The organism is Arcicella aquatica (assembly GCF_034928825.1).
Taxonomy (GTDB): domain Bacteria; phylum Bacteroidota; class Bacteroidia; order Cytophagales; family Spirosomataceae; genus Arcicella; species Arcicella aquatica.
Genome location: NZ_JAYFUL010000006.1, coordinates 222,197 through 237,772 on the forward strand (window position 1 = coordinate 222,197; position 15,576 = coordinate 237,772).

The window sequence follows — 15,576 nt, forward strand, 5'->3', positions numbered from 1 at the left end:
CTAAAAATAATCATATTTGCTTTTTTTGATAGAATAAACACCCTAAAAATCATCTCTAATGAAAAGATTAACTTCGTTAGTAATCTCAACACTCCTTTTTTCATTCTTTGCTTTCAATACCGCTGTTTTAGCACAAAGCACATTAAGTTATTCAGATATCTCTGTTCATTTTAGAAATGGACAAGAACATTTTGAATCAAAGAATTATGAAGCATGTAGAGCAGAACTAACCCAATACCTCGAAGCAGACAGAACCTTTTTGGAAAAAGAAGACGCCAACAAAGTGTGGGCAGAATATTATTTAGTAAAATGTAGTTTGTATTTAAATTATTCGGATACTGAATTATTAGCCAATCGATTTGTAAGAAATTATCCTGAACACCCTATTGCAGGAACACTTTTTACCGAAATAGGTAATTATTTTTATGAGCAAGGTGATTATACTCGTGCCATAGACTATTTATCGAAAAGCCCAAAATCAAATGAAGAAGCACAATTTCGTTTAGGAATTTCGCATTTTACCCTTCAAAATTATAATGAAGCCCTTGTTATTTTTGATAGCATCAAAGGTGGGCAAGGACAATACGCACCTTCGGCTTCGTATTATGCCGGCGTAATTAATTTCAGGGCTAAAAAATATGAAGAAGCTATTTTTGATTTTAAACAAGCCGAACTTTCTACTTCTTATTTCTCTGAAATTCCAAGTTGGCTAGCGCATAGTTATTACCGGCAAGGAAAATTTACTGAAATGTTAGCTTATACAGAGCCATTATTAAAAGAGAAAAATTCTGGAAAAAAACTAGATGATGTGGCGTTGTTGAGTGCAGAAGTATATTTTCAGCAAGCAGAATATGCCAAAGCAGCCAATTATTATACGATATACAAAAACTACAAGTCGCAAGGGATGCCCATAACGATTGCCTATCGTTATGGATACAGTCTTTATAAAACGGACCAGTTTGCACCAGCAAGTGAGCAATTAAAAAATGTAGCTGCTAAAGGCGATACCCTTGGACAATATGCCGCCTATATTTTAGGGATTTGTTATTTAAAAGCCAATAATCCCAATTATGCATTAGGAGCCTTTGACCAAGCGAGAAAGACCAACTTCAATAAAACCGTTACGGAAGATGCTGACTTCAACTATGGAAAAGTATTACTTGATTTACAACGAGGAGCAGAGTCTATCAAAGCCTTTGAAAGCTTTTTAGCAAAATATCCAAATTCTAAATACGAAGACGAAGCCAATGAATTAGTCAGTGAAGCCTATTTATATTCCAATAATTATCAGGCAGCACTCGCCTACATAGAAGGATTGAAGAAGCGAACGCCAAGAACCAATGCCGCTTATCAAAGGATTTCGTTTAATCAAGCTGTAAAATTCTATAATGACGAGCGTTATGCAGAAGCACTTCCTTATTTTGAAAAATCATTATTAACACCTGAGAACCTAGAAACCAAATATGCTGCTAATTTTTGGAAAGCAGAAGCATTATCGGCAGAAAAAAGATATGCAGAGGCTATCCCTTTATACCAGTCATTGATTGCAACTTCTGACCCTTCTGTAAGTAGTTTAGCTGAACTTCAAAGTAAGAGCAAATATTCATTGGCTTACTGCTATTATAATAATAAAGAATACGACAAAGCGAATAAGGTTTTTAAAGATTATGCAGACCAGATGAAATCCTCTGGCGACTCACAATCTTATCAAGATGCCTTGATTCGTTTGGGAGATACTTATTTTGCATCTAAAAACTACGACCAAGCGATTTATTATTATGATCAAGCCATTACTGGTAATCGCTCTGACCGCGACTATGCTACTTTCCAAAAAGGGTTAGTATTAGCCTTGAAAGGCAATGAAGCGGGAGCAAAGGCAGCTTTCCAAAAAGTACAAACGGATTATCCACAGTCACTTTATTTTGACAATGCCTTGTATCAAGAAGCCAATTTAGAGTTTGTCGCTGGAAGATACATCCCTGCCATTACAAGATTCACGCAGTTGATTAATAATAAGCCACAGAGCAGATTAATTCCAAATGCTTTATTAAAACGTGCAGCAGCCTTTGCCAACACGGCCAATCATGAAGCCTCTATTTTGGATTATAAGAGTATCTTGAAAAACTTCCCAACACTTTCACAAAGTAAAGATGCTTTGACGGGCGTGCAAGAAGAATTAAATGAAGTAGGTCGTCCAGAAGAATTTTCAGCAATTTTAGCGGATTACCAAAGAACAAATCCTACCGATAATTCAGTGGTAGGTTTAGAGTATGAAACTGCTAAACGTCTTTTTTATGCGGATAAATTTGATAAAGCTATCATCGCATTGAGCGAATACGTGCGTAAAAACCCAACCAGCGTAGAATCGTATGAAGCTAAATACTTGATTGCTGAATCTTATTATAAATTGAACGACAAATACCAAGCGTTGAATTTTTATTATCAAGTAATAGCCGATAATAAATACAAATCAGTCAACAAAGCTTATGTAAAAGCGGCAGAATTAGAATTTAACGGTAATAATTTCAGCAGAGCCATTACGAATTACAGAAATATTTTAAGATTCGTAGGCGATAAAAAAGACCAACAAGCAGCTTTAATTGGTTTGATGGAATCTTATTATAAAATGTCTAGAGCAGACTCTACGCTATATTATGCCAATGAAGTAGCTAATACTCCCGACTTAGTATTAGGAGCAAAAAGCAAAGCAAGGCTGTATACTGGTAAAATTTACATGGATAGAAATGATTTTGTAAAGGCGACAGAATATTTCAACCAAACGATTCAAATTGCAAAAGACAATTATGGTGCTGAAGCGCAGTATTTGATTGCTAAAATTCTTTATACCCAAAGAAAATACAAAGAATCATCAGAAATGATTATTAGCAAATTCAGAACAGACTTTGCTGATGCTGCCGATAACATTGTTGGTAAAGCATATTTATTATTATCAGATGATTTTGTAGGTCTTGATAATATCGTTCAAGCACGTGCTACTTTAAACTCTATTATAGAGAACCTTCCCGACCAAACGATTGTAGCGGAAGCGAAAGTAAAATTAAAAGCTATCGAGAAACGATAGTACAGCACGTTATCACCATAATTTTTAATAAAATAGACTTAGGTAATTTAAACCTTTCTTACAATGCAAAATAGCTCATTCAATACCATATATACCCGACTCCCTTTATTACTAATTGCGCTTGGTTGTTCTTTACAAATGAAAGCCCAAAAGAAAGAAGGAGAAGTAAAAACAGATGAAATTGAGGTTTGGAAAGAGGCAAAAGTAAATTTGCCTCAAGCGAATAGAATTTTTGAAAAAATTTCTACCGCTAAAATAGATAATACCAAAAAGCCTATTCGATATGAATTTATTGAAAGAAGATTGCCCGTAGAGACGCCAGAATTTAGTCCTACTGTGACAATGCCTGATAAAGGAAGTACTAAAGAAAACGAATTTGCGGAAAGATATAATAATATAATCAGGGCTGGAATTGGTAATTATGGACATACCTTTTTAGAGGGACATGGAGGGTTTTCAACTGGCGAGGATAATTATCATGGCGTATACGTTAAGCATAATAGTTTTAGACTAGGCCCTATTGGTGCAAATTATTCTGGTCAATCTCAGAATTTAATCAAGGTTCATAGCCGAACTTCGTTCAGTTCAGTAAAACTAGCGGGTGCATTGGGTTGGGAAAGAAGAGGTTTTGATTATTATGCATATAACAACCAAACCAATTTTAATTTCCCTGAATCGCAAATTTTCAATTCATGGAACAAGTTTAATTTCACAGGTACAGTAAGTAATAATAACAAAAATGCGAAAGTAGATTACGTCCTTAACTCAAACCTATCGTATTTATTTACCCACTTAAAGGCCAATGAATTAGTTTGGAATGCGAATTTGAAAGGAGTATATCCCCTGACAGAACAACTATCAGCCTTGCTTGAAGGAAGTATCGTTATCGCACAACGCCAAGACTCACTTACTTTATACCGTAACCTGTATAAAGTAAAGCCAACCTTTCAATTTAAAAATGATTTATTTTCAATCACGGCGGGTTTGAATATTATCAATGACAGAGAAAAGAATACTTTTAATAACAGCTATTTATTCCCAATCGTAAAAATTGATGTGCAGCCTATTGAAGGTGTAAAAGTATTTGCAGGATATGAAGGAGATGTATATGCGAATAATCTTTCATCATTATTAACCGAAAATCAATGGCTAGGAAGATTCACACAATTAAGGAATACACGTAAAACGGCTGATTATTTTGCAGGAGCAAAAACTACTTTATCTAACGGGCTGTCGGTAGAAGCAAAAATTAGCTATGCTCGTTATAAAGATTTTTATGTATTCAATAGCAATTCAACAGATAGTACTCGCTTTGATGTGATGTATTCAAATGATACCACTATCGTAAAAGTAACGACTTTTTCAGGACAAGCCAGCTATCAAATTCCTGACGTTTGGAGGTCTAATTTTAAGTTTGATGTAAATGTGTACAGTGGCTTAGGGAATCTAGAAAACGCTTGGCATCGTCCTGCTTTCAATGCTACTTGGACGAACACATTTACTGTTAAAGATAAACTATTGTTAGCATCTGATTTTTACTTTATCACTGGACTAAAAGGGAAAAACTATGTGACAAATCGTGAAGTAAAGCTTAATTCGATTATCGACCTTAACTTAAAGGCGACCTATTTACTTTCTGAACATTTAGATTTATTCATTTCTGTGAATAATATTTTGAATAAAAGTTATCAGCGATACTTATATTATCCTACACAAGGGGTAAATTTTCTTGGTGGTCTGTCATATTCTTTCTAAATTCGTCCATAGAACATAAAAACCAATATTTGAATTCTTTTAAAATTTATGATAACAGTACAAAATCATATTAGAGAATTACTCTTTGAACAAGATTGTGTGGTAATCCCAGATTTTGGAGGATTCGTAACCAATTTTGATTGTGCCAAGGTTGATAAATTAGAACAATATATCAAGCCTGCACAAAAATGGTTGGCTTTCAATGGCTTACTAAAAAATGATGATGGTTTGTTGAGTAACTTTATTGCCAAGCATGAAGGAATAAGCCGTGAAGAAGCTACTCATAAAATTAAACTGTTTGTTGAAGAAGCCAAGAAAGGCATTCGTGTTGAGCAATACTTTCATATCAATGGAGTTGGTATGTTTACGCAAAATGAGGAAGGTAAAATTCAATTTCATGCTTCAGAACAAAGTAATTTTTTAGGGGAAAGTTTCGGATTAGAAAAAATATCTATCAAAAGAAGTAATATTACTCAGCCAATTATTAAAGTGGATACGCTGGTTAATAATACAGTGTCTCAGAAAACTATTCAACATGTTTTTGCTAGTAATGATCGTGATACATCAGCGATAGAGCTTAAAGTTATGGCTAATAGAGTATTGACTACTAAGGATAAAAAAAGAACTCCTGTATTGAAATTTTTAGTGGCTATGGTAGCTGCTTCATTGTTTGTCTCAGCTATTTATTTATATGATAATGAGAAAAACAGTTTAAGTTCTTTCAATCCATTTCAATTTTCGCAGAAACAACCTGCAGAGATGGAAGCTTACGCTGACCCCGTACCTGTGGATACAGCTACTCCTATGGCAGTAGTTCCAAAAGTAGATTCTTCTAAATTTGTGAAAATTATTCCTGCTGTTAAATCAATTGAAAAACCGATACTAAATGAAGATGAAAATCGTTTTTTTGTAATAACAGGAAGTTTTGGAGAAAAAGAGAATGCCGAAAATCAACTAGCATCATTGAAACGTAAAGGTTTCTCTCATGCTTCTATTTTAAAACCATCAAAAGGCGGTAAATTAATAAAAGTTTCTGCTGGCGGTTTTAATGATGAAGAATCAGCTAACGAAGAAGCTATCAAAGTTGCTAAAGCTATCAACCAAAATGCCTGGATATTTAAAAAGTAAGTTTGGTTATTCTATCAATCATTAGCTATTATATCAATGAACTCCTATCAACTCGAAGAAGAAGAAAGTAAAAATAGGCAGAGAGCGCTTATTATTACAATTATCATTAATGCTTTAATGTTTTACTTATTTTGGTACATTACGGTATGGACTAGTGAGGAGAACAAAAAAGAAGAATTAGTGGGTGATGGAGGTTTTGTCATGAATTTTGGGACAGATAAATCAGGAAGTGGAAAAGTTTATACAAAAAACAAAGCCAGTGATTTAAAAGAAGAAATAGAATCTAAAGCTTCGACTGAAACTAAGAAAATAGAAAAGGTAGTTCCAAAGCCTGTGATTCCTCCAGAAGTTGAAAAAGTAAAAACAGTTGTTAAGAAAGCTCCTAAAGAACCACCAGTAGTCAGTAGCAAAGTTACGAGCCCTGTAAAAGTGAAAGAGGAAGTAATAACTAAAGTTGAGAAAAAGGTTGCAACAAAACCAGCTGAAGTAAAGCCAACTCCTGCACCTGTTAAAGTCCCTGAGAAGAAAATTGATAATTCAGCACTGTTACCAACCAAGAAAGGAAATAGTTCTTCTAATGGTACTTCGGGAACAGAATCAAGACCAGGAGGAGCATCTGATGGAAATTCCAAAGGGAAGGGAAATCAAGGCCAGCCAGAAGGAAAAGTAGTAGAAGGAGGGGATTACACCAAACGACCAGCAGGAGATGGTAACGGTGGAACAGGAGGAAGCGGAAGCGGTGGAAGTTCCTTAAATTTAACAGGTTGGACATGGTTTAGTAAACCTGTTGTTGATGATGATTCAAACGATACAGGTATTATTCGATTCAAAATTAAAGTAGATTCTGATGGTGATGTAGTTGATATTAGTCTTGTCGAAAGCACAGTTAGTCCAACAGTCATGCAGAAATACAAAAGAACAGTTCAGAAGACGAAATTTAGACCGACAAGTGATGGAGATAGACCAGAATATTCCTCTGGAACAGTCACTTTCAAATTAAGTCCGAGATAATTTGAGATAATTATTGAAAAGTGTAAGTCGAAAGGCTTACACTTTTTTTCTTTTAAGAGCATCCATCAATTATCTTTGTTCATTAGATAATCAGGATAAATCATCAGGATTGCTCTTTAAACATCCGATTTTAATAAAATGACCTACGAAGAAACTATTCATTATTTATACCAACAACTACCCGTATTCCACAGAATAGGGAAGAAAGCTTTCAAGGCCAACTTAGATAATACCAATGCTATTTGTGCGCATTTAGGAAACCCTCATGAAAAATTTAAAACAATTCATATTGCAGGGACCAATGGAAAAGGAAGTACTTCACATTTTATCGCTGCTATTTTGCAAGTTGCGGGTTATAAAACAGGCTTATATACTTCGCCACATTTAAAATCATATACTGAACGCATTCGTATTAATGGAGCGCCAATAGCTGAAGAAGAAGTTGTTTCCTTCGTGGCAGAGAATCAGCGTTTTTTAGAGGATTTAAAGCCTTCTTTTTTTGAAATGAGCGTAGGTATGGCCTTTGACTATTTTGCCCGTCAACAGGTTGATATTGCAGTAATTGAAGTAGGTTTAGGTGGGCGATTAGATTCTACTAATATTATTCATCCAGAACTATCTGTCATCACAAACATTAGCTTTGATCATACGGATATTTTAGGAGATACCCTTGCTCTGATTGCTGGAGAAAAAGCTGGAATTATCAAAAGAAATACGCCCGTCGTTATAAGTGAGTATCAAGATGAAACCAAGGGCGTCTTTAATCAGAAAGCCTTAGCAGAAGGTGCCGATATCTTTTTTGCAGAAGATAGTTTTTCAATAAAATCATTTGATAACAACGGACTATCATTAACATTAGAAATTCTCAATAAAAAAACTAATTTATCTGAAACTTATATTTCTCAACTAAAGGGGAGTTATCAGTTAAAAAATATTTTAGGGGTATTACAAGCTGTTGAAATATTGAAACAACAAGGATTTGATATTTCAAACGAAGATGTTAAATATGGAATTGAAAATGTTGTTTCAATCACTGGATTAAAAGGGCGTTGGCAAGTATTAGCAGAAAACCCAACGATGATTTGTGATACAGCCCATAATTTAAGTGGCATTACTGAAGTACTATCAAGCATCGCAAAGATAAAATACAATAAGCTATGGATGATATTAGGCTTTGTTTCTGATAAAGATATTGAAGGCATTTTAGCGCTGTTACCTAAAGAAGCCACCTATATCTTTTGTCAAGCCAATGTCCCTAGAGCGTTAGAAGCCAACCTATTAAGTGAAAAAGCAATGCATTATAATTTGCACGGTTCTGTCATAGAAGATGTAAACAAAGCCATTGCTTTTGTTAAAAATCAGGCTTCAGCTAAAGATTTAATTTATGTTGGTGGAAGTACTTTTGTAGTAGCAGATATTGACGAGTTGTAATTTTAAGAGCGTAATTCAAATATTAAGAAAAAAATAAGTAGTAGATTAATGGGAAGGCAAAAAGCTAAAAGATTTGAGAGTAATATTATTCAAGAGAATGTTATACAAGAAGGAAAACCATTGTATGAAAATATAAAAGGGGCATGGAATAAAGAGGTTTTTCATAATTCAAATCCCATCGTACTTGAACTGGGCTGTGGAAAGGGTGAATATACAGTAGGGTTGGCCAAGTTATTTCCTGATAAGAATTTTATAGGCATTGATATAAAAGGGGATAGGATAGCAGTGGGGAGTCAGAAAGCGATTGAAGGTAATTTAAGGAATGTTGCCTTTCTGAGAACTAAAATACATGGGTTAGATAGTTTTTTTGAAGAAAATGAAGTGTCTGAGATTTGGATAACTTTTCCTGACCCACAAGTATTACAGAGTGGCGTAAGGAGAAGGCTTACAAATCCACGTTTTTTAGAGATTTATGCTAAAATTTTATCCCCAGGAGGGTATTTACATTTAAAAACAGATTCAGAATCATTTTTTAAATACTCAATCACTGCTTTAAATGATTTTGGAGCGAAGGGCTTAATTGAAACTACAGACCTGTATAATTCTGATTTGAATGTAAGGCATTATAATATTAAGACCAGATTTGAAGAGATTTTTACGGCAAAAGGTTTCAATATTAATTACTTGTATTGCTCGTTTTAAAAGGTTATAAAACAAAAAAGGTGAATCAAACGATTCACCTTTTTTGTTTATTTGTCAGTTGATTATTTAATCAATTGAGCAAAATAATTTACTGTACGTACTAATTGAGAAACGTAAGACATTTCGTTATCGTACCAAGATACAGTTCTAACGATTTGACTATCACCTACAGTTTGTACTTTAGTTTGTGTTGCATCGAATAATGAACCAAATGAAGTACCAATGATATCGCTACTTACGATTTCGTCTTCAGTATAACCAAAGCTTTCGTTTGAAGCTGCTTTCATTGCCTCATTGATTTCACTAGCTGTAACTTTTTTAGCTAATATTACAGTAAGTTCAGTTAATGAACCAGTAATGGTTGGAACTCTTTGAGCAGAACCATCCAATTTACCTTTTAATGAAGGAAGTACTAAACCAATTGCTTTTGCAGCACCTGTAGAGTTTGGTACAATGTTTTCAGCAGCAGCTCTAGCTCTTCTTAAATCACCTTTAGCGTGTGGAGCATCCAAAGTATTTTGGTCATTTGTATAAGCATGAACAGTTGTCATTAAGCCGTTTACAATACCAAATTGTTCTTCTAATACTTTTGCCATTGGAGCTAAACAGTTAGTTGTACAAGATGCACCACTAATTACTGTTTCAGAACCATCTAAAATATCGTGATTTACGTTAAATACAATTGTTTTAGCATCACCAGTAGCAGGAGCAGAGATTACTACTTTCTTAGCACCAGCAGTTATATGAGCAGAAGCTTTTTCTTTATCAGTAAAGAAGCCTGTACATTCTAATACAACGTCAACTTCGTGTTTTCCCCAAGGAATAAGAGCTGGATCTCTCTGAGCATAAATAGTTACTTCTTCGCCATTAACTGTAATAGTGCTTTCAGTAGAAGTAACTTCTGCATTAAAACGTCCTTGCGCTGAGTCATATTTTAATAAATGAGCCAACACTTTAGGGCTAGTTAAATCATTGATTGCTACAATATCAATGCCTTCCATGTTATAAATCTGACGATAGACTAAGCGTCCTATGCGTCCAAAACCGTTGATTGCAACTTTTACCTTTGCCATTTTTAAATAAGGGATAATTGATTAAATCTACAGTACAAAAGTAGAGTTTTTAGGAGAATAATACAAGTAAAAACAATATATATAAGTGGCTATCCACATTAGTAATTTTTAGCAGTAAATTTAGTAAAAAACTAATTACTCGGTTAAGATTACTAAAAATAATAGTTGTTTTATTTAGTTTTGCTAATTTATGTACTGTACTATTACCTTATTTATAGCTTACAATCCTGATAGAAAATTGCTCTTAAACTACTTAATATCTGCCTCGCTACGGCATAATATAACCTCTATAAAGCATATAAATGATAAATATAGTAATATGAAAGTCTTAAGAAAAGGATAGGGAAGGGGATATTTATTACGTTTAGCGCAATAGGAATGAGCTTAAATAAAGATATCATGCATACATCTGTAAATATATGCTAGAGCTGTTCCTAAAAGACTGTATACACTAAAGAGAGTCTATTCAAATGAAATCAATCTGAGAAAGAAATAAAATTAGGAAAATCTTGTGTTCAATTATTTCTGGCTATAAACTGTCAAATTGACATACTATCATTAAAATAATCAACCAAATAATATTTTGTTTATCTAATATTCGTATAAAAATACTATTTGCAATACACTTAAAATCAATTAATTGAATCATTTAAAGTAAACAAACAGTTTTCAACATAAAATAGGAGAGCGCTAGTGAGGATAATATCTAATAGCTTAATGCTATAACATCCTATCAGACGATTCTCTTAATATAATTTCATTAAGTATGTTCAAAACAGATTATCTTTGTAGATTAAATAAAAGCAACAATATCCAAAATATTTAAATGGAAAATTTAAAACAAATTATTGAAAACGCTTGGGAGAATCCAACTTTACGTTCATCAGATGAAACAAAAAAAGCTATTGAAGCCGTAGTTGAAAAAGTAGATAAGGGAGAGCTTAGAACGGCACATCCAAATGAAGATGGCTCTTGGACGGTCAATGAATGGGTTAAAAAAGCAATCGTAATGTATTTCCCTATTCGCCAAATGGAAGTGCAAGAAGTAGGTATTTTTGAATTTCATGATAAAATGAAACTAAAGAATAATTATGCTAATTTAGGCGTACGTGTTGTGCCACCTGCAGTAGCAAGATATGGAGCTTATTTAGCAAAAGGCGTAATCATGATGCCATCATACGTAAACATTGGTGCTTATGTAGACTCGGGAACAATGGTAGATACTTGGGCTACAGTGGGTAGTTGTGCTCAAATCGGTAAAGATGTTCACTTGAGTGGTGGTGTTGGAATTGGCGGCGTTTTAGAGCCACCACAGGCTTCGCCAGTGATTATTGAAGATGGTGCTTTCATTGGCTCACGTTGTATTGTTGTTGAAGGAGCAAGAATTGGTAAACGTGCAGTATTAGGAGCTGGTGTTACAATCACTGGGAGTTCTAAAATAATAGATGTAACAGGTACTGAACCTGTAGAATACATAGGATTCGTTCCTGAGAATAGTGTGGTTATTCCTGGAAGTTTAACCAAGAAATTTGCTGCGGGTGAATACAATGTTCCTTGTGCTTTAATCATTGGTAAGCGCAAGGAAAGTACAGACCTTAAAACCTCTTTAAATCAAGCGCTAAGAGAGAATAATGTAGTTGTTTAAGGATTGTATCCATTCAAGAAAAAAAGTCGTGAAAATCACGACTTTTTTTCTTGCTATTAACTTAAAAATAACGTTCAATATTCTATTTGATTGATTTTCATCTTAAATTCGGTTAATACATATACATTCCAACTGAATGTTCATTCTAAATAATATATAATAATGATAAATGAGACACATCCTTTACAATTAGGTAAATACAACAGGCTAGAAGTCATCAAGGAATTAGACTTTGGTTTGTATTTAGATGGCTTTGAAGGTGAAGAAATTTTGATTCCTAGAGTCTATGTTCCTGAAGGCACTCAAATAGGACAATTCCTAGATGTATTCATCTACAGAGATTCTGAAGATAGACTTATTGCCACTACTTTGAAACCTTATGCAACAGTGGGGGAGTTTGCCTATTTAAAGGTGAAAGATGTGAGTAAATTAGGGGTCTTTTTAGACTGGGGATTGATGAAAGATTTACTTGTTCCCTTTGGTGAACAACAATCTAAAATGGCCGTGGGAAGGAGTTATTTAGTTTATATTTATATAGACGAAGAGACCCAAAGAATAGTTGCTTCTGCCAAGATCGATAAGTTTCTCCCAAATGATGCAGAAGAATTTACTGAAAAACAACAGGTAGAATTGCTACCATACGAATACACAGATTTAGGCATAAAAGCATTGATTAACAAATGTAAAATAGGTGTAATTTACAAAAATGAAGTATTTAAATCTGTAAATCTAGGAGAGTTTACAATTGGATACATTAAGAAAATAAGAGAGGACGGAAAGATTGATTTAACATTGGAAAAAATCGGTTTTGAACGAATTGACAATACTAAATCGTTCATATTATCTCAATTAAATAATCATAATGGATTCCTTCCATACAATGATAAAACAAGTGCAGAGGTTATTTATAGCAATTTACAAATGTCAAAAAAGGATTTTAAGAAAGCTATAGGGGGATTATACAAAGACATGCAAATTATCATCAAAGAAGATGGAATTTACATCAATAAACAAGAATAAATTAACATTTACATTCAATTACATTTGTAATTTACACAATCAATTATCATATTTACATTATTAAATTACTATTGTAAATATGTATTAAACATTTGTAACATGGATTTAAATAAAAAAATAGAACAGATAATAGTAGATAAGGGGCTCTCCCCAAGTTATTTTGCTGATGCCATAGGGATACAACGAAGTAGTATCTCACACATTCTATCTGGGAGAAATAAGCCTAGTTTAGACATTGTACAAAGGATTTTGAAGGTATTTCCTGACATAGACAGAGATTGGCTTCTTTTTGATAACGATTCACTTAGTCAGAATATCCCTCAGCCTCATAAACAAGTAATTAGTAATCAACCAATTAGGCCTACCCAGAATAGAGATGTAAAACCCCAAGAATCGGTTAAAAATAGTAGTCCTGAGCAATTATATGTACAATCGCCTGTAAGTGCCTTACAGAGGCGTAAAACAGAGCGTCCGGAGGTGGTTGAAGCACCCGCTCCATCTGGTAAGCAAATAGAAAGGATTGTTATATTTTATACGGATGGCACCTTTATGGAAAGTAAACCTGTTTAATAAATTTGTACTTTTTTAATATATCCCTTATGTAGTTATGGATAGAGTAGGAGGAAACTTGCTGGATAAAGAGAGAGGAATTAAATAGAAAAGGAGGTAGATAATGCCTCTTTTAAGTGCTCTTCTTATCAAAGAAAATGGTTAAACAGGATGTTATTTGAACGAAAAAGATATGGGCTCTTAAAATCAAAATTTGATATTTTGATTTTAAGAGAGGGTAAAAGTGGGCGAAAAAAATCCTTTTTAAAAAAATAAGCTGATATTTTATATATCTCTATATTTAATAATAGGATAAATTAAATACAACATCTAGTATTTTTTTGTTATCCATCCGACTCTATTACGTATTGATAACTACCTATTTATGCTAGGTACTTCCTATTATATCATCGTAGTTTTCTCTTTAAATACCCACCCTTTAGGGTAGTATCTGAAGTAACGTTTCACACAATCATACATATATCTTGCTGATTATCAAATAGTTAACCAAAGTGTTCCACGTGAATTTATAACTTACTGATAATTAGATACTTATAATTTTATTAGTAATGATAGTAATATTTAAAAAAGCAAATCCATTTATTGATGCATAATTTTAACGTTATTCTTACTAATTTTGATTAATTTTTTACCTAAAACATTATATACAAAACATGCAAAGCATAGATTCTCTTAATCAAGTTGCTGAATTTCATCGCACATTCAAAGCTCCAATTCTTGATAAACCACAAATACCTTCATTAGAACGATGTAAATTAAGAGTAAGTCTTATTGCCGAAGAATTGAGAGAGCTACAAGAAGCCATTGAAGCTAATGATCTTATTGAAGTAGCAGATGCTTTGTGTGATATTCAATATGTGCTTTCTGGAGCTGTACTTGAGTTTGGTCTTGGTGAAAAATTCGTTGACCTTTTTAATGAAGTACAAAGATCAAATATGTCTAAAGCTTGTAGTACTTATGAAGAGGCTGAGGATACTGTAAAATTCTATTTTCAAAAAGATGGCACTGTGGCTGAGATTATAAAAGATGAAGATAAATTTTTAGTTTATAGAACTTCAGATAATAAAGTACTTAAATCTGTAAAATATTCACCTGCTGATTTAAAAAGTATTCTAACACTATAATTTTAATGATTCTGCCTTGAAATTTAATCGCCTCAGAATTAAATAATCAAGGCATTCATATGGATTGATAACCTATTAATTACCAATCCATTACAATAAACCAGTCTCTTCTAAGTAGATATATATTATCAATATTATCAGCTTCAAAAAAACAAATTTAATCGTATGCGTCTGAAATAGCTTGACAGTTTCTAAAAAGCCTTTTCAGGTTGTTTTTTCACCACATTAGAAAACCTTATTTTTTTATAAGGATACCATCTTAATTTTTCAACTTGCCCAAAATGATGACATTGGATGGGCGTTTTGTAGTCAAGCGAGGCATGAGGACGGTAATTATTGTAGGTCTCAATCACCTGCGGAATCGCCTTTAAAGCTGCCTCTTCCGATACAAAACCATTGCCTAAATTGAACTCTTCTTTTAGGGTTCGGTTGAGTCTTTCAGCCATCGAATTTTCATTGGGTTCTGCCGAAGAACACATACTCATTTTGATACCCGCTTTCTGAATTAAATCCACGTAAGCCCACGAACAATATTGAACACCTCGGTCAGAATGATGAATTAATTCTGTCCTCTTTTTACGGGTTTGCAAAGCCATTTTCAAAAGCACCCACGGGACCTTTTGCTTCCAAGGTTGGTTGCAAAGCCCAGCCCACAATCTTGCGAGAAAAAGCATCCATAATCAAAGATAAATACACAAAACCACGACCCACTTGAATGTACGTCATATCGCTCACCCAGAGCTGTTCACTACCCGTCGGAATAAAATCTTTTATCCGATTTGGGTATTTTTTATACGAGTGATCCGACTGAGTAGTCACCACCTTATAATGCTTCTGTTTGACCAATAAACCCTCTTTTTTCATCAACTGGTGCAGTTTATCACGACCAATTTTTAACTGATGGAAAAAAAAGAAAGGTTTTATTAACTCATACAACTTCCCTGAACCAATCCCAGGAATACGCTTACGAATCCGTTTGATTTCTCCGAGAACCAAGTCGAATTCAAACACATTCTTCTCCATTTGCTTGATAGC

Annotated in this window: 13 protein-coding genes; 10 read left to right on the plus strand and 3 right to left on the minus strand. The window is 33.7% G+C overall.

The window, feature by feature from the left end; genetic code table 11:
- The first annotated feature begins 58 nt into the window (after positions 1–58).
- The 6 genes from VB264_RS06050 (at position 59) to trmB (ending at position 9,109) form a co-directional block, all read left to right on the plus strand.
- Positions 59–3,082, plus strand: a complete 3,024-nt coding sequence (locus VB264_RS06050) for a tetratricopeptide repeat protein (RefSeq protein ID WP_323247637.1) — start codon at positions 59–61, stop codon at positions 3,080–3,082.
- 63 nt (positions 3,083–3,145) lie between these two features.
- Positions 3,146–4,837, plus strand: coding sequence for a TonB-dependent receptor (locus VB264_RS06055; RefSeq protein ID WP_323247639.1), 1,692 nt, complete (start codon positions 3,146–3,148; stop codon positions 4,835–4,837).
- 48 nt (positions 4,838–4,885) lie between these two features.
- The gene (locus tag VB264_RS06060; protein ID WP_323247641.1) at positions 4,886–5,965 is read left to right on the plus strand and encodes an HU domain-containing protein; all 1,080 of its coding nucleotides are present in this window, start codon (positions 4,886–4,888) and stop codon (positions 5,963–5,965) included.
- A gap of 36 nt (positions 5,966–6,001) precedes the next feature.
- Positions 6,002–6,976 (plus strand): energy transducer TonB, encoded by a 975-nt coding sequence (locus tag VB264_RS06065; protein ID WP_323247643.1) that lies wholly within the window; start codon positions 6,002–6,004, stop codon positions 6,974–6,976.
- Between the two features lie 138 nt (positions 6,977–7,114).
- The gene (locus VB264_RS06070; RefSeq protein ID WP_323247645.1) at positions 7,115–8,407 is read left to right on the plus strand and encodes a bifunctional folylpolyglutamate synthase/dihydrofolate synthase; all 1,293 of its coding nucleotides are present in this window, start codon (positions 7,115–7,117) and stop codon (positions 8,405–8,407) included.
- 48 nt (positions 8,408–8,455) lie between these two features.
- Positions 8,456–9,109, plus strand: a complete 654-nt coding sequence (gene trmB, locus VB264_RS06075; protein WP_323247647.1) for a tRNA (guanosine(46)-N7)-methyltransferase TrmB — start codon at positions 8,456–8,458, stop codon at positions 9,107–9,109.
- A 62-nt stretch (positions 9,110–9,171) separates the two neighbouring features.
- Here trmB and gap read toward each other — a convergent pair whose 3' ends face one another.
- Entirely contained in the window at positions 9,172–10,182 is a 1,011-nt protein-coding gene (gap, locus tag VB264_RS06080; RefSeq protein WP_323247648.1) for a type I glyceraldehyde-3-phosphate dehydrogenase, read from the minus strand.
- Between the two features lie 826 nt (positions 10,183–11,008).
- On the opposite strand from gap, the gene VB264_RS06085 reads away from it, so the two are divergent.
- The 4 genes from VB264_RS06085 (at position 11,009) to VB264_RS06100 (ending at position 14,541) form a co-directional block, all read left to right on the plus strand.
- The gene (locus VB264_RS06085) at positions 11,009–11,827 is read left to right on the plus strand and encodes a 2,3,4,5-tetrahydropyridine-2,6-dicarboxylate N-succinyltransferase (protein WP_309916419.1); all 819 of its coding nucleotides are present in this window, start codon (positions 11,009–11,011) and stop codon (positions 11,825–11,827) included.
- 162 nt (positions 11,828–11,989) lie between these two features.
- Positions 11,990–12,847, plus strand: coding sequence for a CvfB family protein (locus VB264_RS06090; RefSeq protein ID WP_323247649.1), 858 nt, complete (start codon positions 11,990–11,992; stop codon positions 12,845–12,847).
- Positions 12,848–12,946: 99 nt separating this feature from the next.
- Positions 12,947–13,417 (plus strand): helix-turn-helix transcriptional regulator, encoded by a 471-nt coding sequence (locus VB264_RS06095; protein ID WP_323247651.1) that lies wholly within the window; start codon positions 12,947–12,949, stop codon positions 13,415–13,417.
- 653 nt (positions 13,418–14,070) lie between these two features.
- Positions 14,071–14,541: a nucleoside triphosphate pyrophosphohydrolase family protein gene (locus VB264_RS06100; protein ID WP_323247653.1), complete on the plus strand. Its 471-nt coding sequence runs from the start codon at positions 14,071–14,073 to the stop codon at positions 14,539–14,541.
- Between the two features lie 191 nt (positions 14,542–14,732).
- Here VB264_RS06100 and VB264_RS06105 read toward each other — a convergent pair whose 3' ends face one another.
- Both VB264_RS06105 and VB264_RS06110 read right to left on the minus strand, forming a co-directional pair.
- Positions 14,733–15,137: an integrase core domain-containing protein gene (locus VB264_RS06105; RefSeq protein WP_323247655.1), complete on the minus strand. Its 405-nt coding sequence runs from the start codon at positions 15,135–15,137 to the stop codon at positions 14,733–14,735.
- The coding region (locus VB264_RS06110; RefSeq protein ID WP_407654646.1) for a transposase at positions 15,118–15,576 on the minus strand (459 nt) is incomplete at its 5' end. The genes VB264_RS06110 and VB264_RS06105, both read right to left, overlap by 20 nt.

Coding starts and splice junctions, on each gene's coding strand:
- VB264_RS06095 (WP_323247651.1), top strand. CDS start 12,947: ATGGATTTAAATAAAAAAATAGAACAGATAATAGTAGATAAGGGGCTC.
- VB264_RS06055 (WP_323247639.1), top strand. CDS start 3,146: ATGCAAAATAGCTCATTCAATACCATATATACCCGACTCCCTTTATTA.
- VB264_RS06050 (WP_323247637.1), top strand. CDS start 59: ATGAAAAGATTAACTTCGTTAGTAATCTCAACACTCCTTTTTTCATTC.
- VB264_RS06105 (WP_323247655.1), bottom strand. CDS start 15,137: ATGGCTTTGCAAACCCGTAAAAAGAGGACAGAATTAATTCATCATTCT.
- VB264_RS06090 (WP_323247649.1), top strand. CDS start 11,990: ATGATAAATGAGACACATCCTTTACAATTAGGTAAATACAACAGGCTA.
- gap (WP_323247648.1), bottom strand. CDS start 10,182: ATGGCAAAGGTAAAAGTTGCAATCAACGGTTTTGGACGCATAGGACGC.
- VB264_RS06070 (WP_323247645.1), top strand. CDS start 7,115: ATGACCTACGAAGAAACTATTCATTATTTATACCAACAACTACCCGTA.
- VB264_RS06065 (WP_323247643.1), top strand. CDS start 6,002: ATGAACTCCTATCAACTCGAAGAAGAAGAAAGTAAAAATAGGCAGAGA.
- VB264_RS06100 (WP_323247653.1), top strand. CDS start 14,071: ATGCAAAGCATAGATTCTCTTAATCAAGTTGCTGAATTTCATCGCACA.
- VB264_RS06085 (WP_309916419.1), top strand. CDS start 11,009: ATGGAAAATTTAAAACAAATTATTGAAAACGCTTGGGAGAATCCAACT.
- VB264_RS06060 (WP_323247641.1), top strand. CDS start 4,886: ATGATAACAGTACAAAATCATATTAGAGAATTACTCTTTGAACAAGAT.
- trmB (WP_323247647.1), top strand. CDS start 8,456: ATGGGAAGGCAAAAAGCTAAAAGATTTGAGAGTAATATTATTCAAGAG.